A 21,917-nucleotide genomic window follows, 5' to 3' on the forward strand; every position below is an offset into this window, starting at 1 on the left:
GGGCGTTTTTTGTTCAATTTTTAGATGTAGCTTAGCGACAAAGCAGCTTGTTGTCTGTATTTAGAATCGTCGAAAGGGCTTTCTGATAAGACGCTTCTACGGTTTCCTTAGAGTTAGAACGAATGCCTAAGTACTCTAAACGACCATCTTCAATGCCGTATACCACGCCATGAATTTCAACATCTTGCCCACGCTCCCAAGCGTTTTGCAGGATGGTTGAGTTACCCAAGTTGTACACTTGCTCTGCGACATTAAGCTCGCCTAGTTTATCCGCTCGATCTTGCTGCGGCATTTGATCTAGGTAAGTGCGGTGTTTGAAATAGATATCTCTGATATGTAACAGCCAATTATTAATAAGACCTAGCTTAGGGTTATCAATGGCAGCGTTTACGCCACCACAGCCATAGTGTCCACAGACAATGATGTGCTTAACCTTAAGAACGTCTACGGCGTATTGAACGACGGACAGACAGTTGAGATCAGTATGGATGACTTGGTTTGCAACATTCCGATGAACGAATAGTTCACCCGAGTATAGTCCGGTTAGTCGCTCGGCAGGGACACGGCTATCAGAACAGCCAATCCAGAGAAAATCGGGCTTTTGACCCTCTGCGAGTTTTGCGAAGTATTCAGGTCGATCAGATTTGATCTCTTGAGACCATTTTGAATTGTTTTCAAATAACTGTTTAATTTCCGGCATCTTGCAAACTACTTCCCTTAAAAGACAAAAGCGCTGCCGCTTATATGAACATGCAAGCGATCAGTGTTGTAACTATACACAATGTTACAATTTCGATCCCGTTAAATATTCGTCAGACAGGACTCATCTGACTAGTTTTCATCAATAAAAACGTAAAATTAGGCCTAATTATTTGTGGTGTGAATTTAGCCTTAATCTATTTATGGTTTAAATTTTCGCCTGGCTCGTTAAAGTAATGACATTTTACTTTTTAAAATTGAATGCAGGGAAATCAGCAGTGTTCGGTAGTCGTTTTGAAGATATTAATTTCAAAGGGGATGTATTTGGCGGGGTAACCACGGCGATTATCTCTCTTCCTTTGGCGTTAGCGTTCGGTGTTGCATCCGGTGCAGGGGCAGAAGCAGGCCTCTGGGGCGCAATAATGGTCGGTTTGTTTGCTTCGTTGTTTGGTGGTTCTAATACGTTAATATCAGAACCAACAGGGCCAATGACGGTAATCATGACCGCTGTGTTAACCAGTATGATGGCGAAGTATCCAGAAACGGGCATGGCCATGACCTTCACGGTTGTTATGATGGCTGGCGCGTTCCAAATCCTATTAGGGACGTTAAAACTGGGTAAATACGTTACCTTGATGCCTTATAGCGTGATTTCGGGCTTTATGTCAGGGATTGGCGTGATTCTTATCATTTTGCAGCTATCACCTTTGATGGGGCATGCTGCTCCTTCTGGAGGAGTGCTCGGAACATTATCTGCTTTGCCGGAGACCATTTCTAACCTTAAGTTCAGTGAACTGTTTTTAGGTCTACTAACTTTGGGTATTCTCTTTTTCTTCCCTAAGCAGTATCGAAAATATGTACCAGCGCAACTCGTGGCGTTGGTTGCGGTGACTTTGTTGTCTGTGATGCTCTTCGATACGGAAGATATTCGTCGTATCGGTGAAATCCCGGCAGGATTGCCTTCTCTCGTTGCGCCTCATATTGATCCAGATATGTTTGTTGAGATGGTTATTGATGCGTTGGTGCTCGGCACCTTAGGTTGTATCGATACTTTGTTGACGGCGGTTATCGGTGACTCCTTGACTCGTAAAGAGCACGACTCAGACAAAGAACTGCGAGGCCAAGGTCTTGCCAACATGATCTCAGGCTTGTTCGGTGCACTACCTGGCGCGGGCGCAACGATGGGCACGGTGACTAACATTCAAGTTGGGGCTCGTTCGCCATTGTCCGGTGTGATTCGTGCACTTATGCTTGCATTGGTCGTATTGGTTGCTGGTGGATTAACGGAGCCGATCCCAATGGCTGTGTTGGCTGGCATTGCAGTATATGTCGGCTTTAACATTTTGGATTGGAGTTTTATTCAACGAGCACACAAGGTTAGCTTTTCCGGAATGGCGGTAATGTATGGCGTTATGTTGCTCACAGTGTTTGTTGATCTTATCGTTGCCGTGGGCTTGGGCGTCTTTATTTCCAACATTATTATCATTGAGCGTCTGAGCCGAGAACAGGCGAGGCAAGTGAAAGCGATCAGTGACGCGGATGAAGACGATGTGCCGCTAACTGACAGCGAGCGTGGCTTGCTGGATCGCGCCAATGGCAAAGTACTGTTCTTTTATCTTTCGGGTCCAATGATCTTCAGTGTTTCTAAAGCCATTTCACGCCAGCACTCCAGTATTTCGGATTATGATGTGATGATTCTCGATCTTACCGATGTACCTATGATTGATGTTACTGTCGGTTTAGCGTTAGAAAACGCGATTAAAGATGCGCTCGATGCTAATTGTGCCGTGTATTTGTTGTGTCCAAATGAGCGCACGCGAGAACAGCTAGAAAAGTTCCACGTCATTGATCTTGTCCCGAATGACAATATGTACCAATTCCGTTATGAAGCATTAAATGCGGCGGTAGCACATGTCGAGGCGGACCAGTATCAGCGTATAACGGCGTAATCACTCTGATCGTTAAAAACGCAACAGCACTTTGTTGCGTTTTTTGTTCCCTAACTTTTGCCTTACTTGCAGATAACCTTTACGTTGATAAGGACTATATTTCCAATATTATCGAAAGGTTTAATTGTAATCATCGTTATTCAACGATAAACTGATGGACCTCCAGTACAATACCCAAGGCGATTTCGTAGTAAACCGCTGATAAACATCGAGTCGGTATTAGTAATCACAAACAAACGGCAATCACGACCTTATGTACGCATTAGAAATTGAACAGCTGCGCAAGACGTATGCAGGTGGCTTTGAGGCGTTAAAAGGTATTAGTCTCCAAGTGAAAAAGGGTGACTTCTACGCGCTTCTGGGTCCCAATGGTGCAGGAAAATCGACCACGATTGGCATCATCTCCTCCTTAGTGAACAAAACTTCTGGGACGACGAAAGTTTTCGGTTATGACATTGATACCGACCTTGAATTGGCCAAACAGAATTTAGGCTTGGTGCCACAAGAGTTCAACTTCAATCAGTTTGAAACTGTTGAACAAATCGTGATGCAGCAAGCGGGCTATTACGGTGTGTCTAAAGTATTAGCCAAAGAACGAGCTGAAAAGTACCTGAAAAAACTCGATTTATGGGAAAAACGTAAAGAGCGTGCCCGTAATTTATCTGGCGGGATGAAGCGCCGTTTGATGATCGCCCGAGCTTTGATGCACGAACCGCAGTTGCTCATTTTGGATGAACCAACGGCTGGGGTGGACATTGAACTACGCCGCTCAATGTGGGAATTTCTGAAAGAGATCAACCAAGAGCAAGGGATTACGATTATTTTGACGACGCACTACCTCGAAGAAGCGGAGATGCTGTGTCGAAATATCGGCATTATCAACCGGGGTGAGTTGATTGAAAACACCACCATGAAGGCGTTGCTAGGTAAGTTAAGCGTCGAGACATTTATCCTAGACATTGAATCTGAAGGCGAGGTGCCTGAGCTTGAAGGCGTCAATCGACAAAGTATTGTTGATGGCTCTTTAGAGATAGAGCTAGATAAAAGCCAAGGATTGAATTCAGTGTTCAGTCAGTTAACAGAGCATGGTATTAAAGTTCTTTCAATGCGTAACAAAGCCAACCGACTGGAAGAGTTGTTTGTCAGCATTGTAAGAGAAGGGAGTAAGTAAATGTACGGTTTATATTGGACGGCATTTCGTAGCTTGCTGAGCAAAGAGATCACCCGTTTTACGCGTATTTGGGTGCAAACTTTAGTACCGCCAGCTATCACAATGACACTGTACTTCATTATTTTCGGTAATCTTATTGGCTCTCGAATCGGTGAGATGAGCGGCTTTAGCTACATGGAGTACATAGTTCCAGGTTTGATCATGATGTCGGTGATCACCAATTCATACTCGAATGTGGCGTCTTCGTTCTTTAGTGCAAAACTACAGAAGAACATTGAAGAGCTGCTGGTGGCACCGGTGCCAAATTACGTGATTATTGCTGGATACGTAATGGGCGGTGTGACTCGAGGTTTGTTAGTAGGCGCTATTGTTACCTGTGTGTCTCTATTGTTTGTGGATCTGCAAGTTGAACACTGGGGCATTATTGTTGCAACCGTCTTCATGACATCCGTTGTATTTGCTCTAGGCGGGTTGATCAATGCGGTCTATGCAAAAACGTTTGATGATATTTCGATCATTCCTACATTTGTGTTGACCCCGTTAACCTACTTGGGGGGTGTTTTTTATTCCATCAGCTTACTGCCTGAATTTTGGCAAGGTGTCTCTAAGATTAACCCAATCGTCTACATGGTGAATGCGTTCCGTTATGGTTTTTTAGGCGTATCGGATGTGGGTATTGTCACTTCATTCAGTGTGCTTGCGGTGTTTGTGTTAGCGTTGTATGCCGTTGCTCATTACTTAGTAACGAAAGGTATTGGGCTAAGAAGCTAAGACTCTCCCACACAACAAAGAGCAGCGAATCATGCTGCTCTTTGGCATGCATAACAATACACTCCCATACAATCTTTCGGTTTTTATCATGTTAGGTTTCAATCATTTGTAATAAATGAGTGATCCTATGAATATTGTCCCGCCGCCGCCTTTCTCCTATCAGTTACTTAAGCCCAAATATTGGTCTGTATGGCTGGCATTTGGATCTTTAGCGATTCTTGTTAATGTACTGCCATACATAGTATTGCGAATCTTAGGTAGAAGCATCGGTTGTGTTGCGATGCATGTAATGAAGCGCCGACACAAGATCGCTCTGCGTAATCTCCAGCTGTGTTTCCCTGATTTTACGGACTGGCAATGTAAGGACGTAGTACGAAAAAACTTTCAATATACGGGAATGGCGATCATCGAAACGGGGATCGCCTGGTTTTGGCCAGATTGGCGGATACGTCGGATAACCTCTATTGTTGGAAAAGATCGTTTACTCGCTGAGGAAAAGAATGGCCGTGGTGTGTTGGTGGTGTGCAGTCACCATTTAAACTTGGAGATAACCGCTCGTATTTTTAGCCAGTTTGCCAAAGGTTATGGCGTTTATCGCCCAAATTCGAACCCTGCTTATGAGTTTATTCAACATCGAGGTCGAACTCGTTTTGGGCATCAAATGATTGATCGAAAAGACGTTAAATCAATGCTCAAAGTTCTGAAAAATGGTCATCGACTTTGGTATTTGCCCGACCATGATTATGGCGTCAGCCATTCTGTTTTTGCGCCATTCTTTGCTGTTGAACAAGCCGCGAGTACCGTGGGATCTAGTGTGCTTATTGACGCAACAAATTGTGCGGTCATATCTGGCGTCACAGTGAGCAAGAATCACCATTACACGTTATATATTGGAAAAGATATCAGTGAGCGTTTCGAGAGGCGTAATGCGATTAAAGCGGCAAGTATCTTGAACCAAGAGCTTGAGAAAATGATAAAACGTGATATTCCAGCGTGGATGTGGCTGCACAAGCGGTTTAAAACACGCCCTGAAGGGTTAGATTGCGTCTATACGTAGAAAATAAAAAAGGTCGACTAAGAGTCGACCTTTTTACGTCTTGATGGCTCAGAGCTTACTCTGCGCTCTCTGAGTTTGTATTACTAGACTCTGCTTCTTCCTTCGCTTCGACGACCATATCTACCGTTTGGTTATCGATAAGACGAGCTTTGCCTAAGAACGCAGACATCAGAATGACGGCTTGTGTCGTTTCTGGTGTGATCACTTGTAATGTACGAGCATCACGAATGAAGATCTCATCAGGGTGCAAACCTGCAGCTCGCAGTTGGTCGCTCGCATCTTCGATGATCGATGCGTAGTCATCACGGCCGCCACGAATGGCACTGCTGATCCAACGCATTGTACGAGCAAGTACTGGCGCACGTTGACGTTCGTCAAGTGTAAGCAGACCATTACGTGAGCTCATTGCTAAACCGTCCATTTCACGTACGGTTGGTACACCGATGATTTCAATGTCCATCGCAAGATCGACAACCATCTTGCGGATAACCGCAAGTTGTTGAAAATCTTTCTCACCGAAACAGGCCACATCTGGCTGAACGATGTTAAATAGCTTGTTTACGATGGTTGTGACGCCACGGAAATGACCAGGGCGTGAAGCCCCTTCTAAAATAGTCGATAGACCCGGAACATCAACAAACGTTTGTTTATCAAGCCCTTCAGGATAGATAACTTCTGGTGTCGGCGTAAATACCACATCGACCCCTTCAGAGGTTAACTTGCTTAAGTCTTCCTCTAGCGTACGCGGGTAATTATTTAAATCGTCTGCACGATCAAACTGCATCGGATTAACAAAGATGCTTACGACAACGATATCAGCGTATTCGCGTGCTTTACGCACTAAAGTTAAGTGACCTTCGTGAAGGTTGCCCATGGTTGGGACAAACGCAATTTTACGACCTTCACGTTTAAAGGTTTTAAGGTGTTCACGAACTGCTGAGATTTCCGCAAAAGTTTGCATGCATTTATCCTCTAGGCAATGGTATGAGCGTCGTCTGGGAATACACCGTTGGCTACATCTTCAATGTATTTAGCAACGGCTTTGCGCATATCACCTGTTTCAGCAAGAAAGTTTTTGGAGAATTTCGGCATGTAGTTGGCAGAGATACCGAACATATCATGCATCACGAGAATTTGACCATCTGTCACGTTACCAGCTCCAATACCGATAACAGGCACGTCGAGCACTTGCGTAATACGCTCAGCAAGCTCAGCAGGCACGCACTCTAGTAAGACGATTTGAGCGCCTGCTTCTTGCAGTGCTAACGCATCTTTCACCATGCGGTCCGCTTTTTCTTGATCGCGACCTTGAACTTTGTAACCACCAAAAATATTCACGGCTTGAGGAGTTAAACCAAGGTGAGCACAAACTGGAACCGAGCGTTCAGTGAGCATTTTTACAGTGTCGACTAGCCAGTCACCACCTTCAATTTTCACCATATTGGCACCCGCACGCATCAGTGTAGCCGCATTTTCGCAAGCTTGCTCTGGCGTGGTGTAGCTCATGAATGGCATGTCAGCCATCAACAAACAATTTGGGCTACCTGCGCGTACGCAACGAGTATGGTAAGCGATATCATCGACCGTTACTGGCAGAGTATCGTTGTGACCTTGCAAAACCATACCTAGAGAATCACCAACAAGAAGTACTGGCATTTCTTGGCTTTCAAACAGTTGGGCAAAGCTCGCATCATAAGCGGTTGAAGTAGCAAATTTACGACCTTCTTGCTTCCACTTGATTAGGTCGTTGATGGTCATTTTTTTCATGGTTTTATCCTTACTAGGAGTTGGCTATGACTGCCAGATACTGAGGCCGTTTCTATCTACTTGTTCCAGTAGTTTAGAGACCTCGGTCCCATCGGGGAGTTGTAAACTTGGTGCAATTTCCGCAAGAGGGTAGAGTACGAATTCACGCTCTTTCATTCCATAATGAGGAACGATCAGCCTCTCGGAATTAATCACCTCATTGCCATAAAGCACAATGTCGAGGTCCAAGGTTCTTGGTCCCCAACGTTCGTCTTTACGGACACGCCCTTGTTCTTGCTCAATGGCTTGTGTGCAATCGAGCAACTCAAGAGGCGTCAAACTGGTGTTAATCGACACAACCGCATTGATGTAATCCGGTTGGTTTTGTGGTCCCATTGGCGTGCTGCTGTATAGCGAAGAAGCCTGAACAAATTCTGATTTAGGCAGCGTTTTTAACGCTTCAATCGCTTGCTTCGCTTGGCTGACAGGATCAGCCAAGTTACTGCCTACCGCAATGTACGCTGTGATCATGACTTAGGCTTACTCTTTTTCTTGCGATAGGTTTTACGGCGGCGCTGACCACTCTTCGGTGATTGACCGTCTAGGTCGGCAGCCATTGCTTGACGCATTTCTCGGCCTGCATTTTGGAAAGTTTCCCACCACTTGGCAAGCTTCTGAGTGTCACCACCTTCAATTTCACCGCGCATTTCAAGAAAATCAAAGCCAGCTCTAAATTTATTGAGCTCCATAAGACGGAATGCACGTTTACCGTTACGTCGAGGAAGGCGCAGCTGCAGCTGCCAAATCTCGCGAATGGTTGCGGTGTGGCGTCTTGGAATGGCAATTGTACGAACTTGTTCATCAAGAATGATGTTACTCGCTTCCATAATAGCGTCGTAATGGCCTAGGTTGCGCTCTTCCATCAGTTCATCGGCTTTCGCACACAGTGGGTACCACAGCATTGCAGCAAACATAAATGCTGGATTGATGCGTTTCCCATCTTCGATGCGCATGTCGGTAGAATCTAGGACAAGATCCAACATCTGCTCAGTGTGAGAGGAGTAATCTTCTGTAAAGTGCGCTGCAATCGTCGGGAATAGTTGCTGGAATAGGTTGTACTCACGCAGTAGGTGGTAGGTTTCTAAGCCATGACCGGATTGCAATAATTTGAGTGACTCTTCAAAAAGACGCGCTGACGGAATGTCACCGAGCAACGGTGCCATGTGTTCGATTGGCGCCGCGGTGTCTTCTTCAATATCAAAGTCCAGTTTTACCGCGAAGCGAACTGCACGCAACATACGTACTGGATCTTCACGGTAGCGTGTTTCTGGATCGCCAATCAGTCGAATGAGGCGATCTTCTAAATCCTCAATACCACGTGCGTAGTCGTGAATCGAGTAATCCGCGATGTTGTAGTACATCGAGTTAATCGTGAAATCACGGCGCTCAGCATCTTCATCGATGGTGCCGTAGACATTGTCCCGCAGCAGCATTCCTTCTTTCGATTGCTGAGAGATGCTCTTATTCTTTTGCTCTTGGTGGTGACCGCGGAATGTCGCTACTTCAATGATGTCTCGGCCAAACATAATGTGAGCCAAGCGGAAGCGGCGACCAATCAAACGGCAGTTACGAAATAGCTGTTTGATCTGTTCCGGCGTTGCGTTGGTCGCAATGTCAAAATCTTTTGGTTTCTGTCCAAGCAGTAAGTCTCGAACCCCGCCACCCACAAGAAAAGCATCGAAACCAGCACCATTTAGGCGGTACAGTACCTTCAGTGCATTATCACTGATCTGCTTACGCGAAATGTTGTGCTCTTCACGAGTTATTACATTGAGAGCGAGCTCTGGAATAGTGGCAGGTTCGCTTGGTGTATAGTCGTTTGTATTCATGTGCATCTGGCAATAACTGGGTTTAGTCCAATCTTGCTTTGGTTAGTTTTTGCGCCTCTAGGGCCTAATTTGCGGCTAATGATAGCCTACACAATGCCATTTGAGAATCACGGTGTGATCTCGATCTCTGTTGGAAGCTGTTCCAAGCGCCAGTTTTCGCAGCCCCAACGAAGAATCTCTTCTATGTTGGCCGCTTTTATGGCTTCCGGTATCTCGAAGCCCAAAAATGTCATGGCGCGTAATAGAGTAGGCTTTGGTGTCTCTATATCAATAGCCGTCGCGTGATTTTGTTTCGACAGTTTATTGCCGTTGTTGTCCATCGCCAATGGTAAATGCAAGTAGCTGACTTCAGGCTGCCCAAGTATCTGGTACAGACTGATTTGACGCCCTGTTGGCTCGATTAAGTCTGCACCACGCACGACTTCGGTGACGCCTTGGTCGATGTCGTCCAATACTACCGCAAGATTATAAGCAAATAATCCATCTCGACGTTTAATAATGAAATCTTCATTAACGAGTTGCTCTGGAATTTTAATTGTTCCACGCTTCTGATCGAAGAAATGAGCGACAGGCTTGGTCATTTTTAGGCGAATCGCGCCGTCTTTCAAGTTTTTATCGCGGCAAGTGCCAGGATAAAACCCGCCATGCTCTTTAATTTGCTTTCGAGTACATTGGCAATAATAGGCCTCACCATTTTCGAGCCATGTGTTTATTTGGGCTTGGTAAAGGTCATGACGTTCACACTGGTATACCACCTCTCCATCCCAATGCAGCTGATAGGCTTTGAGCGCATCTAGGATAAGTTGCGCCGCACCTGGCATTTCTCTTGGTGGGTCCAAGTCCTCAATACGTACTAACCAGGTTCCGTTGTGTGCTTTCGCTTGAAAATAGCTGCCAAGAGCGGCAATCAGTGAACCAAAATGTAAAGGACCAGAAGGAGATGGGGCGAATCGACCTACATAGCGTGTCATGCGTGTATCTCGAATTTAGTAAACAAATGGGATGAAAAGGTAGTCAAAACAAAAAGGGAGCCTGAGCTCCCTTCAATAATCATAATGCTTGGTTGATTAACCTTGCATTTGCTTCTCTTTGATTTCTGCAAGTGTTTTACAGTCAATACATAGGTCAGCGGTTGGACGTGCTTCAAGACGGCGAACGCCAATCTCTACGCCACAAGACTCACAGAAGCCAAAATCGTCTTCTTTGATTTTATCCAAAGTCTTTTCAATCTTCTTGATCAAACGGCGTTCGCGGTCGCGGTTACGCAGTTCTAGGCTGAACTCTTCCTCTTGAGAGGCGCGGTCAACTGGATCTGGGAAGTTTGCTGCTTCGTCCTGCATGTGGTGAACGGTACGATCCACTTCAGCTCTCAGCTGGTCGCGCCAAGCTGTTAAGATTTTCGTAAAGTGTTCAACCTGCTCTGGTGACATGTACTCTTCACCAGGTTTTTCCTGATATGGCTCCACGCCGGCAATGGCTAGGATGCCTATCGTTTTCTTCTTTGATTCTGGCATACAGCATCTCCTACTTACACCTAGTCAACTGCTACGCAGTCAATTTAAGGCGGGTATCTATAGCAAAAAGAGGCGGTGCAAGCAAATACTGAATCGCAAAGTTATCGTCAATGTGAAGACGACATCATTTTTTCTCTTAATTGATAAAATCAATAGCGGAAATCAGATTCATTCCAGTATCGCTCAGTTCAGCTTTGTAGCAGAGAACTTCCACTCCAGCGTCTTGTGCTTGTTTGAGTAATAGTGAATATTTCGCGTCTATATGGTGCGCCGCGGATACTTTTTCAATACCTGAATGTAAAACAGTGAATAAAAGTATGGCTCTACTTCCATTTTGTGCCATTTCTGTGAGCTCTCTCAGGTGCTTTTGTCCCCGAGTCGTGACCGCATCTGGGAAGTATCCTTGTCCAATAGAGTCGGTCTCATCAAGAAGAGTGACGCTTTTCACTTCTATATAGCACTTTGGCTTGTTGTCTGCGCTGAGCAAGATATCAATTCGGCTATTTTCATTACCGTATTTCACCTCAGTTTGAAGTGTGTCATAACCACAAAGCTCTGAAATGACATTATTTTCAATAGCCTCAACGGCTAATTGGTTGGCGCGCGCGGTATTGATACAAATACGGTGGCCTTGTTCGGTTTCACTCAACTCCCAACTATTGGGGTATTTTCGTTTCGGGTTGTCGGAAGTGGAAAACCAAACTTTGTTTCCGGGTGTCGCACAACCTGTCATAGCGCCAGTGTTTGCGCAGTGGATAGTACGAATTTCACCGGTATCGAGTTCGATATCGGCAAGAAAGCGTTTATAGCGTTTGAGTAGAGTGGCGGACTCTAAAGCGGGTGTGAAATGCATTTGCTTATTTAGACAAAAATTTTTTTATGTACAATGTTGCCACCATTACACCATAAGGTATTTCCTTTGTCACAATTGCCGATTGAAGCCGTGATGCCTGAGTTGCTGACGGCGGTCAAAAATCAACATCAAGTGATCTTAAAAGCGGCGCCTGGTGCCGGTAAGTCGACCTACTTCCCTTTACAGCTCCTCTTAAACCATTCGGTTGTTGGAAAAATCATCATGCTCGAACCAAGACGACTCGCGGCGCGTAACATTGCCCGTTATCTTGCTGAGCAATTGGGAGAGCAAGTAGGGCAACGCGTGGGTTATCGAGTTCGTGGCGAGGCAAAGGTAAGTTCTGCAACGCAGCTGGAGATCGTAACCGAAGGGATCATGACTCGGATGATCCAAACTGACCCTGAACTGGATGGTGTTGAACTGCTGATCTTTGATGAGTTTCATGAACGCAGCATTCATGCCGATACCGCTTTGGCATTCAGTTTAGAAGTTCAAGAGGCATTGCGAGACGATCTCAAGCTGGTGGTAATGTCGGCAACGCTTGATCAACAAGCCTTACAGTCGTTGTTGCCGGAAGCCAGTTACATTGAATCAGAAGGACGCAGTTTCGACGTAGACATGCGTTACCAACCGTTAGGTGTGAATGATCATTTACCTAGGAGTATGGCAAAAACAATAGAAAGTCTTATGAACAAAGAGTCCGGCTCTTTGTTGGCTTTCCTACCGGGCGTTGGGGCCATTAAACAAGTCGAAGAACGTTTATCTCATTTGGCGGATGATATTGAAGTGTGTCCGCTTTATGGGCAACAGAGCTTTACTGAGCAACAAAAAGCCATCACGCCGGCAGAACACGGCAAGCGTAAAGTCGTACTCGCGACCAACATTGCAGAAACTTCACTGACGATTGAAGGCATTCGCCTTGTGGTTGATTCTGGGTTAGAGCGTATTGCCCGGTTTGATTTGAAAAACGGTTTAACACGCTTAGAGCAAACACGCATTGCACAGTCTTCAGCGATTCAGCGTGCAGGACGAGCGGGACGAATAGAAGAGGGCATTTGCGTTCGCCTCTATTCTGAAAGTCAGTTCAAGCAGCAACCTCTGGTTCCCCAGCCCGAAATTTTGCATTCCGATTTGGCTAGTTTAGTTATGGAGCTCGCATTTTGGGGAGCGAGTGATATCAACGATCTCAAGTGGCTTGATGTTCCCGCTAATGCGTCATTGGAACAAGCGAAGCAGCTATTGGTGTCATTGGGACTACTGACGGAAAAAGGGCAATTAACGTCCGAAGGAAAACAGGCGCATGAACTAGGCGTTGAGCCTCGTGCGGCTGCGATGCTAATTAAAGCGCAATCTTACAGTGATAAGATGTTAAATGCTGCTTTGGCGGCGGTCGCACTGATTGAAGAGCCAGAAAGAAACGTCACCAATATCGCTCATAGTTTGCATCGTTGGCTTGTTGGTACTCATCCAAAAAAGTCGATGTTGTTCAAGCGTGCTCAATCTCTGGCGTACAAATTAGATACGGTATTTGACCTGAAAGGCGTGGATGAAGAGGCATTACCGCTGGTGTTAAGTTTGGCATTTCCAGATCGCATTGCGCAGCAGCGCACAAATCAATTTGGGCGATTTACTTTGGCTAATGGTCATGGTGCAGAATGTCGTCAGGAAGACATGCTAGGTGGCTGTGAGTATTTGGTTGCCGTTGACTTAATGCGTTCTCATTCTAACTCCAGTCAAATTCATTCGGCATGTGAATTGGATGTCAATATATTGCGAGCGACCTTTGAAGCGCTATTTTCGTCTGAAGAAGTTGTAGACTGGGATGAAAAAAGAGGGCGTCTAATGGCTGAGAGACAAACAAAACTCGGTCAGCTGGTGGTTGAACGCGAGCCGTTGCCAAGCCCTGGCAAAGAAAAAATGACACAAGCTTTACTCACGTATGTCCGCCGCCAGGGCTTACAGAGTCTAAACTGGACACCGGCAGCGGAGAGCTTGTTGGCTCGGATTCGTTGTGCGGTGGAATGGTTACCCGAGCAATCATGGCCAATGTTTGATGAAGCCAGTTTGTTGGATTCATTAGAAGAGTGGTTAGAGCCGTACATGACGTCCGTCAGTTCGGTTAACGATTTGAGCAAGATAAACTTGGTCGAAGCGCTGAACGCTCGATTAGGTTGGCCACTCAATCAACAACTGGATGAATGGTTACCAGAGCATTACCAACTGCCGACAGGTTCAAAGAAGCGTATCCGTTACCAGTATGGCCATGAGCCGAAATTATCGGTGCGTATGCAAGAGGTATTTGGTGAGAGTGGCTCCCCTACGGTAGCGCTTGGTCGTAAGCGTTTGGTGCTTGAACTGCTTTCGCCGGCACAACGTCCGCTGCAAGTGACGTCTGACTTGGCGGCTTTCTGGAACGGAAGCTATAAAGACGTTCAAAAAGAGATGAAAGGGCGCTACCCAAAACACGTTTGGCCAGATGATCCTGCCAATCATGTAGCAACTACGAAAACAAAAAGACAATTGAATAATGACTAACAGCAAGAAGCCTAGCGCGAAAAAAGCGCCAGCGAAGAAAAGTACAACCAATAAAGGAACGACAAAACAGACTCGACGCACACCGAGTAAAAAGCCGGCTAACGAGAAACGTTCGTGGCTGAAAGTTTTGTGGTCATTTAGCTGGAAAGCCGGTGTTGCGCTTGCCGCTGTTTTGCTGTTTGTGGGTATTTATTTAGATAGTGTTGTGAAAGAGCGCTTTGAAGGCCAGCTGTTTGAACTGCCAACGGTGGTTTATGCTCGCATCTTGAACTTAAATCCGGGTGAAAATATCACCATTCAAGAACTTCGTAACGAGCTGGATGTACTGAATTACCGTAAGGTAAGTCAGCCTCGCTATCCTGGTGAGTACTCTTCTTCTTCCACTCGTATTGAGCTGATCCGTCGTCCATTTGAATTTGCCGATGGTCCTGAACCGGATCGTCACGTGATGCTCCATTTTTCAGATTCTGGTTTACAGCGTATTCAGTCTTTAGAGTCCCGAGGTGATCTTGGTTACTTACGCTTAGAACCGAAGATGCTGGGGATGCTGGAGAAAGATCAAGATGAGCAGCGTCTGTTCTTGCGTCGTGATCAGTTCCCAGAAATTTTAGTTGATGCACTGCTTGCGACCGAAGACCGGGATTTTTATCAACACGATGGGGTGTCTCCACTCGCGATTGCACGAGCAATGGTTGCAAACATTAAAGCGGGTCGTACTGTTCAAGGTGGTAGTACGCTAACTCAGCAGTTGGCGAAAAACCTGTTTTTGACCCGTGATAAGACGCTGTGGCGCAAAGTTAGAGAAGCGTATATCGCGTTAATTTTGGATTACCGTTACAGCAAAGATCGTATTTTGGAAGCCTACCTTAACGAAGTGTATCTAGGGCAAAGTGGTGGTGAAGCGATCCACGGGTTTGGCTTGGCATCGCGTTATTACTTTGGACAACCGATCCAAGAGCTGCGAATCGATCAACTGGCGATGTTAGTTGGGATGGTAAAAGGACCGTCTTACTACAATCCAATTCGTTACCCCGAGCGCACGAAAGAGCGCCGCGATCTTGTATTACGTTTGTTGATGCAGCAAAACATGCTGACATCTGAGCAGTATGAGCAAGCCGTCAGTCGTTCGCTTGATACGCAGAGCAAACCACGTATCGCGAGCCGTCAGCCCGCTTATTTCCAACAATTGAGCATTGAATTGAAAGAAAAAGTGGGGGAGCGATTTAAAGCGGAAACCGGGCTGCGCGTGTTTACGTCTCTAGATCCGGTATCGCAAAGCAAAATGGAGCAAGCCATCGCGAAAAAGATCCCGGAGCTAGCTAAACGAGGCGGTAAAGAATTGGAAGCCGCTGCAGTCGCGGTTGATCGTCATAGTGGTGAAATCCGTGCCATGGTTGGCGGTAAACGTGTTGGTTATGAAGGTTTTAACCGCGCGCTCAATGCCAGTCGTCCAATTGGTTCTCTAGTTAAACCAGCGATTTACTTGACGGCTTTAGAACAACCGGAAAAATATAACCTAGGCACGACGCTGCACGACACGCCGCTAAGCCTGAAAAGCAGTAAAGGTAATGTATGGACACCGCGTAACTACGACCGAAAATACCGTGGTGATGTGCCACTCTACATTGCTTTAGCGAAGTCACTCAACGTGCCAACTGTGCGCTTAGGCATGGCGCTTGGTATCCCAGAAGTATCCGATACTTTAGAGCGTTTGGGCGTCAACAAAGACGAAATCCGCCCAGTGCCTTCGATGTTTTTGGGCTCGTTTTCTTTGACGCCGTTTGAAGTCGCGCAGATGTATCAGACACTGACGAACTCAGGCAAACGTGCGAAACTGACCGCTCTGCGTTCAGTGATGGATATGGAAGGTAATGTGCTTTATCAATCCTTGCCTCGTTCATCAAGAGCCGTGGATGAGCAAGCAGCATGGCTAACGACCTACGCGATGAAACAGGGGGTTGCTCAAGGTACAGGCCGCTTCTTACAAAGCCAGTTTGGTTGGGCTGCACTGGCAGGAAAAACGGGTACCAGTAACGATAACCGCGATAGCTGGTTTGTCGGTGTTGATGGCCGTGAAGTGACGACAATTTGGCTAGGTCGCGACGATAACAAACCGGTTCATCTAACGGGATCGAGCGGTGCATTACGAGTGTACGCAGAGTATTTGAAGCAACGCATTCCTGAGCGTTTAGAGCTTCCATGGCCAAGAGAGATCACCACGTTAGGATTTAAGCCGACATCAGATGGTGGTTTAGAAATGAACTGTCGTAGTGATTATAAACTGCCAGTTTGGGATAAAACGGGTCAAATAAAGCAGCAGTGTGAGAAGAAATCAAACTGGCTTAACAGCTTATTTGATTGGTAGCATCGCCAAATCAACAACATTAGCTTGTCTCTCTGGTCAATTCTTAGTACATATTAGGGCGTGTTAGTGCGGTGCTGCTAGCACGCCCTACTTGATAAGAAATTCAACAAAGGAAGAAGTGAATGTTCAAAAAGCTGTTATCAAGCCCGTCGACTCGCCATTTCGCGCTTTGGGTTAGTGCCTTTTTGATCACCACTCCTTCTGTTTCCCTTGCAAACTCTCTAGCAAAAATGTATGACGTGGAGCCTCGCCCAAAGGTGGCGGTTGTGCTCGCTGGTGGTGGAGCAAAAGGCGCTGCGCATATCGGCGTCCTCAAAGCGTTAGAAGAGATGCAGATCCCGGTCGATATCGTAACGGGCACCAGTATGGGCGCTTATGTTGGTGGTCTCTATGCCACGGGGATGAGCGCTGATGAAATTGAAAGTTTTATCTACACCGTGGATTGGAGCAGTGGCTATCGAGATCGTGTCGACCGTAGTCAACGCCGAGTTCGTGATAAAGAGTATGAAGACCGCTATCAAATTAACACTGACCTCGGCTTAAGATTTGGTGAGGTTCGTGCCCCAACGGGTGTCGTGCAAGGCCAGAACATGTTGCGCGTATTGCGTGAGACTACAGGGAACTTAGGGCGATTCGATTCTTTTGATGATCTTGCCATTCCTTATCGCTCTGTGGCGACAGATATTCTTGCGCTAGAGGAAGTGGTTCTTGGCAATGGCTACCTTGTGGACGCCATGATGGCTAGCATGTCTGTACCAGGAGCGCTTCCTCCCTATAAGCTCAATGGCCATATGCTTGTTGATGGCGGCGTGGTCAATAACATGCCTGTCGATGTGGCTCGCGCCATGGGGGCTGATGTCGTTATTGCCGTCGATATTAGCACCGATTACAAAACCGAAGATGAATTTACGGGGCTGTTTACTGTCGCGGACCAACTCTCTAACTATCTCGTTCGTCGTAGTACACAACAGCAAGTGGACGAGCTTGAACCTCAAGATATCTATATTCGTCCCAATGTGGGCACCATGGAAACCGTCGAGTTCGACAAAATGCCTTGGGCTTTTCAAGCTGGGTACGATATTACCAAGCAGTTAAAAGACAAGCTGAAAGAGTTACGCTTGTCCAACGCGGACTATCAAAAATACATCGATCGCAAACAAGAAGTTCGTAAAACTTTGATTTATGGCGATCAGCGTGTGGTTGATGACATTGTGATTGTAAATAACACGCACTACAGCGATGTGTTATTGACGAATCGTATTGAACTAGAAACCGGACGTCGTATTTCAACGGCCGAAATTGAGAAAGCCGTTGAAAACCTCTACGCGTTAGATCGGTTCGAGCTCATCACTTATCACTTTGAAGAGGTGGATGGTGAGACATTGTTGGTTTTTGATGTTAACGAGAAGTCGTGGGGGCCTAATTATCTCAACTTCCGATTTTTTCTTGAAGATGACTTCGATACAGATAGCCAGTACGGCATAGGAATATCGACCAACTTTACCAATTTAAACTCTCATGGCGCGGAGTTGGCGTTCAACGTAGAAATGGGCACGGATAAGCTGATTGAAGCTGAGTTGTATTCTCCTGTTTTATCTAGCCAAGAACTTTTTGTATCGGGGCGAATTTCCTATGGCAGTGAGAGCCGAAACTTACCTTTAACAGAGCCTCAAGCTCCAGATTTAGAGTCAGTAAATGACTTTTTTCCGGTCACTTACGATGATTTTACAACAGAGTTAGCGATAGGTATCCAACCCACATTGTGGCAAGAACTTCGATTTGGCGCTCGCTACTCAACCGGAGATATTGAGCTTTCTACTTTGGCTTCTGCTGGTAAATTGGATTTTGAACGTCGTGGCCTGTTTGCCAACTATCGCCTAGATACACTTGATGACTTCGCATTTCCGACTCGTGGGCTTTTAGTCGATCTCGAATATTTAGTGTCTCATGATCAAAGTCCTCAAGGCGTTAGCCTTTTAGAGACTGACAAAATTATTGAAGATACCGTGTATGAAATCTCTGCACGATTTAAAGGTGCAGTGAGTCATCAGCGTCATACTTTAGTCGGACATGCTGAATATAGTTTTGTAGAGAGTAAAAACTCATCTTTACCGCTTGATCCCAGAGAGTTGGGCGGCTTTTTAAGCCTATCTGGAATCCCAAGAAATAGCCTGATCGGACAGAACTTATTTTTCAGCAGTTTGGTGTACCGATATAAGTGGTTTGATAATGATTTCGGATTGTTTGAAGCTCCAGTCTACCTGGGCGCATCGGTCGAATATGGCGGTGTTTGGTCTGATAATGATCTGAAACTAAACGAAGCGCCGCTTTACAATGCTGGCTCCATCTTCTTTGGTGTTGACTCACCAATAGGACCAATAATGTTGGCATACGGTCGTACCGAGCAAGATTTGGATGCTGTGTATTTGATCGTAGGAACATCGTTTAATTAATCGGGTATGAGAAAGCAAAAACTTGGCATATTTGGTCAAAATTAGCAGAACTTTAGTCGTAAGTTGCTATGTTGGTCAAAATGATAAGATTTTAATTTAAGGTTAAATTTGCTATTATTTCGCCCACAGTTTGGCCTCTACGGCGCTGTTTCTCAATCATAATTGAATGAAAACAAGGGCAATGGAGAGCCAAGTTTCCAAGGATGTTCACTCCTTTACTTTAACAATAGTAATAATAGAGGAGGAACCGCAATGAGAGGAAAAAGTCGTGCTTGAAGCCTACCGTAAACACGTCGAAGAGCGTGCTGCTGAAGGAGTTGTTCCTAAACCGCTAGACGCAGAACAAGTTGCTGGACTTGTAGAACTTCTGAAAAATCCCCCGCAAGGTGAAGAAGAGTTCATTCTTGACCTACTTGAAAACCGTATCCCTCCAGGTGTTGATGAAGCTGCTTATGTAAAAGCGGGTTTCCTAACAGCAGTAGCAAAAGGTGAAGTTAAATCACCATTAGTGAGTCGTGAAAAAGCGGCTGAACTGCTAGGCACTATGCAAGGTGGTTACAACATCGAGCCGCTAGTTGAGCTACTTGATGACGAAGCACTGGCAGAGATTGCTGTAGAAGCACTGTCTCATACACTTCTGATGTTTGATGCTTTCTATGATGTAGAAGAGAAAGCAAAAGCAGGCAATGCGCATGCACAGAAAGTACTTCAGTCATGGGCTGATGCTGAGTGGTTCCTTTCTAAGCCTAAGCTTGAAGAAAAAGTCACTCTAACTGTATTTAAAGTAACAGGTGAAACGAACACGGATGACCTTTCACCTGCACCTGATGCTTGGTCTCGTCCTGATATCCCAGTGCACGCACTTGCGATGCTGAAGAACGAGCGTGAAGGCATCAATCCTGATCAACCGGGCAATATTGGTCCGATCAAGCAAATTGAAGAATTGAAAGAAAAAGGTCACCAATTGGTTTACGTTGGTGATGTTGTTGGTACTGGTTCTTCACGTAAATCTGCAACCAACTCAGTACTTTGGTTCATGGGAGATGATATCCCTTACGTTCCAAACAAACGTGCTGGTGGTTATGTGCTTGGTGGTAAAATTGCACCTATCTTCTTCAACACAATGGAAGATGCGGGCGCACTACCAATCGAAGTCGACGTGACTAAGCTCAACATGGGCGATGTTATCGATGTTTACCCATATGAAGGTAAAGTTTGTAATCACGAAACAGGTGAAGTTTTAGCTGAGTTCTCGCTGAAAACGGAAGTACTGATTGATGAAGTTCGTGCTGGCGGTCGTATCCCATTGATCATCGGTCGTGGTTTGACAGACAAAGCGCGTCAATCGCTAGGTCTTGAGCCTTCGGATGTATTCCGTAAACCTGGTGAAATTGCAGATTCTGGCAAGGGTTACACGCTTGCACAGAAAATGGTTGGTAAAGCGTGTGGCGTAGAAGGCATTCGCCCTGGTACCTACTGTGAGCCGAAGATGACGACAGTAGGCTCGCAAGATACTACCGGCCCTATGACTCGTGATGAACTTAAAGACTTGGCGTGTTTGGGCTTCTCTGCTGACCTTGTCATGCAGTCTTTCTGTCACACCTCTGCGTACCCAAAACCAGTAGACGTAAACACGCACCACACACTTCCGGACTTTATCATGAACCGCGGTGGCGTATCTCTTCGCCCGGGTGACGGTATTATCCACTCATGGCTAAACCGTATGCTACTGCCGGATACAGTCGGTACGGGTGGTGACTCACATACTCGTTTCCCGCTAGGTATTTCATTCCCAGCAGGTTCGGGGTTGGTTGCCTTTGCTGCTGCGACAGGCGTTATGCCACTAGATATGCCTGAGTCAATCTTGGTTCGCTTTAAAGGTGAAATGCAACCGGGTATCACACTACGTGACCTTGTTCATGCCATCCCTTACTACGCGATTCAGCAAGGTCTACTAACAGTAGAGAAAGCGGGCAAGATCAACGAATTCTCTGGTCGTATCCTTGAGATTGAAGGCCTAGAAACGCTAACTGTTGAGCAAGCATTTGAGCTGTCTGATGCTTCTGCTGAGCGTTCGGCGGCAGGTTGTACTGTAAAACTGTCTCAAGAGTCGATCGAAGAGTACCTAAACTCTAACATCGTGATGCTGAAGTGGATGATCTCTGAAGGTTATGGTGACCGCCGTACTATCGAACGTCGTATTACAGCGATGGAAGAGTGGCTAGCAAATCCTGAGCTGATGCAAGCTGATAAAGACGCTGAATACGCACATGTTATTGAAATCGATATGGCTGAAATCAATGAGCCAGTACTATGTGCACCGAATGATCCGGATGACGCTCGCTTGTTGTCTGAAGTACAAGGCACAGCGATTGATGAAGTGTTCATCGGTTCTTGTATGACGAACATCGGTCACTTCCGCGCTGCTGGTAAGCTGCTAGATAAGTTTAACGGACAGCTTGCAACTCGTCTATGGATCGCTCCGCCAACGAAGATGGACAAGGATCAGCTAACGGAAGAGGGTTATTACGGTATCTTTGGCCGTGCTGGGGTTCGAATCGAAACACCAGGATGTTCACTGTGTATGGGTAACCAAGCGCGTGTTGCAGACAAATCAACAGTGATGTCTACCTCAACGCGTAACTTCCCGAACCGTCTAGGTACTGGTGCGAATGTTTACCTGTCGTCTGCGGAACTAGCTGCAGTAGGTGCAATCCTTGGTAAGATTCCAACCAAAGAAGAGTACTTGGAGTATGCGAAGCAAATTGATGCAACCGCTACAGATACTTACCGCTACTTGAACTTCCATAAAATGGATCAGTACACCAAGAAAGCGGATGAAGTGATCTTCCAAGAGCCTGCATAAGTTTAACTGCACAATTAAAAAGCACCTCAAACGAGGTGCTTTTTTTATG

The 21,917-nt window shown here is 46.0% G+C and carries 16 protein-coding genes; 8 read left to right on the forward strand and 8 right to left on the reverse strand.

Going from position 1 to position 21,917, the window contains the following annotated elements:
* Positions 1-31: 31 nt before the first annotated feature.
* Entirely contained in the window at positions 32-700 is a 669-nt protein-coding gene (gene can / locus ACZ5ZC_RS20200; RefSeq protein WP_005379996.1) for a carbonate dehydratase, read from the reverse strand.
* Between the two features lie 277 nt (positions 701-977).
* Here can and ACZ5ZC_RS20205 point away from each other — a divergent pair, with 277 nt between their 5' ends.
* The 4 genes from ACZ5ZC_RS20205 to ACZ5ZC_RS20220 all read left to right on the forward strand — a co-directional run bounded on the left by ACZ5ZC_RS20205 (position 978) and on the right by ACZ5ZC_RS20220 (position 5,647).
* On the forward strand, positions 978-2,648 hold the full coding sequence (locus ACZ5ZC_RS20205; protein ID WP_046875129.1) for a SulP family inorganic anion transporter: 1,671 nt from the start codon (positions 978-980) through the stop codon (positions 2,646-2,648).
* Between the two features lie 253 nt (positions 2,649-2,901).
* Entirely contained in the window at positions 2,902-3,819 is a 918-nt protein-coding gene (locus ACZ5ZC_RS20210) for an ABC transporter ATP-binding protein (protein WP_005396713.1), read from the forward strand.
* On the forward strand, positions 3,820-4,590 hold the full coding sequence (locus ACZ5ZC_RS20215) for an ABC transporter permease (protein WP_114323617.1): 771 nt from the start codon (positions 3,820-3,822) through the stop codon (positions 4,588-4,590). It begins immediately after the preceding gene.
* A 127-nt stretch (positions 4,591-4,717) separates the two neighbouring features.
* Positions 4,718-5,647: a Kdo(2)-lipid IV(A) acyltransferase gene (locus tag ACZ5ZC_RS20220; RefSeq protein ID WP_054867120.1), complete on the forward strand. Its 930-nt coding sequence runs from the start codon at positions 4,718-4,720 to the stop codon at positions 5,645-5,647.
* 55 nt (positions 5,648-5,702) lie between these two features.
* Here the strand turns inward: ACZ5ZC_RS20220 and panC are convergent, their stop codons facing one another.
* The 7 genes from panC to sfsA all read right to left on the reverse strand — a co-directional run bounded on the left by panC (position 5,703) and on the right by sfsA (position 11,649).
* Positions 5,703-6,608 (reverse strand): pantoate--beta-alanine ligase, encoded by a 906-nt coding sequence (panC, locus tag ACZ5ZC_RS20225; protein WP_005396717.1) that lies wholly within the window; start codon positions 6,606-6,608, stop codon positions 5,703-5,705.
* An 11-nt stretch (positions 6,609-6,619) separates the two neighbouring features.
* Positions 6,620-7,414 (reverse strand): 3-methyl-2-oxobutanoate hydroxymethyltransferase, encoded by a 795-nt coding sequence (panB, locus tag ACZ5ZC_RS20230; protein WP_005396718.1) that lies wholly within the window; start codon positions 7,412-7,414, stop codon positions 6,620-6,622.
* A 24-nt stretch (positions 7,415-7,438) separates the two neighbouring features.
* A complete protein-coding gene (folK, locus tag ACZ5ZC_RS20235) occupies positions 7,439-7,924 on the reverse strand; it encodes a 2-amino-4-hydroxy-6-hydroxymethyldihydropteridine diphosphokinase (RefSeq protein WP_005396720.1) in 486 nt (161 codons plus the stop codon).
* A complete protein-coding gene (pcnB, locus tag ACZ5ZC_RS20240; protein ID WP_046875073.1) occupies positions 7,921-9,288 on the reverse strand; it encodes a polynucleotide adenylyltransferase PcnB in 1,368 nt (455 codons plus the stop codon). Before pcnB ends, folK begins: the two co-directional genes overlap by 4 nt.
* 101 nt (positions 9,289-9,389) lie before the next feature.
* A complete protein-coding gene (gluQRS, locus tag ACZ5ZC_RS20245; RefSeq protein WP_464932228.1) occupies positions 9,390-10,253 on the reverse strand; it encodes a tRNA glutamyl-Q(34) synthetase GluQRS in 864 nt (287 codons plus the stop codon).
* A gap of 96 nt (positions 10,254-10,349) precedes the next feature.
* A complete protein-coding gene (dksA, locus tag ACZ5ZC_RS20250; protein ID WP_005386584.1) occupies positions 10,350-10,796 on the reverse strand; it encodes an RNA polymerase-binding protein DksA in 447 nt (148 codons plus the stop codon).
* Positions 10,797-10,932: 136 nt separating this feature from the next.
* Positions 10,933-11,649, reverse strand: a complete 717-nt coding sequence (sfsA, locus tag ACZ5ZC_RS20255) for a DNA/RNA nuclease SfsA (RefSeq protein ID WP_464932229.1) — start codon at positions 11,647-11,649, stop codon at positions 10,933-10,935.
* 66 nt (positions 11,650-11,715) lie between these two features.
* Here sfsA and hrpB point away from each other — a divergent pair, with 66 nt between their 5' ends.
* From hrpB to acnB, 4 genes are all read left to right on the forward strand, one after another.
* Positions 11,716-14,184: an ATP-dependent helicase HrpB gene (hrpB, locus tag ACZ5ZC_RS20260; RefSeq protein ID WP_237283979.1), complete on the forward strand. Its 2,469-nt coding sequence runs from the start codon at positions 11,716-11,718 to the stop codon at positions 14,182-14,184.
* On the forward strand, positions 14,177-16,549 hold the full coding sequence (mrcB, locus tag ACZ5ZC_RS20265) for a penicillin-binding protein 1B (RefSeq protein WP_176320173.1): 2,373 nt from the start codon (positions 14,177-14,179) through the stop codon (positions 16,547-16,549). The genes hrpB and mrcB overlap by 8 nt, the downstream gene beginning before the upstream one ends.
* Positions 16,550-16,671: 122 nt before the next feature.
* Positions 16,672-19,002, forward strand: a complete 2,331-nt coding sequence (locus ACZ5ZC_RS20270) for a patatin-like phospholipase family protein (protein WP_256894557.1) — start codon at positions 16,672-16,674, stop codon at positions 19,000-19,002.
* A 268-nt stretch (positions 19,003-19,270) separates the two neighbouring features.
* Positions 19,271-21,868: a bifunctional aconitate hydratase 2/2-methylisocitrate dehydratase gene (gene acnB, locus ACZ5ZC_RS20275; protein WP_012841427.1), complete on the forward strand. Its 2,598-nt coding sequence runs from the start codon at positions 19,271-19,273 to the stop codon at positions 21,866-21,868.
* Positions 21,869-21,917: the final 49 nt, after the last annotated feature.

It is taken from the genome of Vibrio sp. JCM 18905, from assembly GCF_055393305.1.

What these genes read in the sequence shown, in the direction of transcription:
- can (WP_005379996.1), bottom strand. Translation starts at nt 700, where the DNA reads ATGCCGGAAATTAAACAGTTATTTGAAAACAATTCAAAATGGTCTCAA.
- ACZ5ZC_RS20210 (WP_005396713.1), top strand. Translation starts at nt 2,902, where the DNA reads ATGTACGCATTAGAAATTGAACAGCTGCGCAAGACGTATGCAGGTGGC.
- ACZ5ZC_RS20215 (WP_114323617.1), top strand. Translation starts at nt 3,820, where the DNA reads ATGTACGGTTTATATTGGACGGCATTTCGTAGCTTGCTGAGCAAAGAG.
- ACZ5ZC_RS20220 (WP_054867120.1), top strand. Translation starts at nt 4,718, where the DNA reads ATGAATATTGTCCCGCCGCCGCCTTTCTCCTATCAGTTACTTAAGCCC.
- panC (WP_005396717.1), bottom strand. Translation starts at nt 6,608, where the DNA reads ATGCAAACTTTTGCGGAAATCTCAGCAGTTCGTGAACACCTTAAAACC.
- panB (WP_005396718.1), bottom strand. Translation starts at nt 7,414, where the DNA reads ATGAAAAAAATGACCATCAACGACCTAATCAAGTGGAAGCAAGAAGGT.
- folK (WP_005396720.1), bottom strand. Translation starts at nt 7,924, where the DNA reads ATGATCACAGCGTACATTGCGGTAGGCAGTAACTTGGCTGATCCTGTC.
- pcnB (WP_046875073.1), bottom strand. Translation starts at nt 9,288, where the DNA reads ATGCACATGAATACAAACGACTATACACCAAGCGAACCTGCCACTATT.
- gluQRS (WP_464932228.1), bottom strand. Translation starts at nt 10,253, where the DNA reads ATGACACGCTATGTAGGTCGATTCGCCCCATCTCCTTCTGGTCCTTTA.
- dksA (WP_005386584.1), bottom strand. Translation starts at nt 10,796, where the DNA reads ATGCCAGAATCAAAGAAGAAAACGATAGGCATCCTAGCCATTGCCGGC.
- sfsA (WP_464932229.1), bottom strand. Translation starts at nt 11,649, where the DNA reads ATGCATTTCACACCCGCTTTAGAGTCCGCCACTCTACTCAAACGCTAT.
- mrcB (WP_176320173.1), top strand. Translation starts at nt 14,177, where the DNA reads ATGACTAACAGCAAGAAGCCTAGCGCGAAAAAAGCGCCAGCGAAGAAA.
- ACZ5ZC_RS20270 (WP_256894557.1), top strand. Translation starts at nt 16,672, where the DNA reads ATGTTCAAAAAGCTGTTATCAAGCCCGTCGACTCGCCATTTCGCGCTT.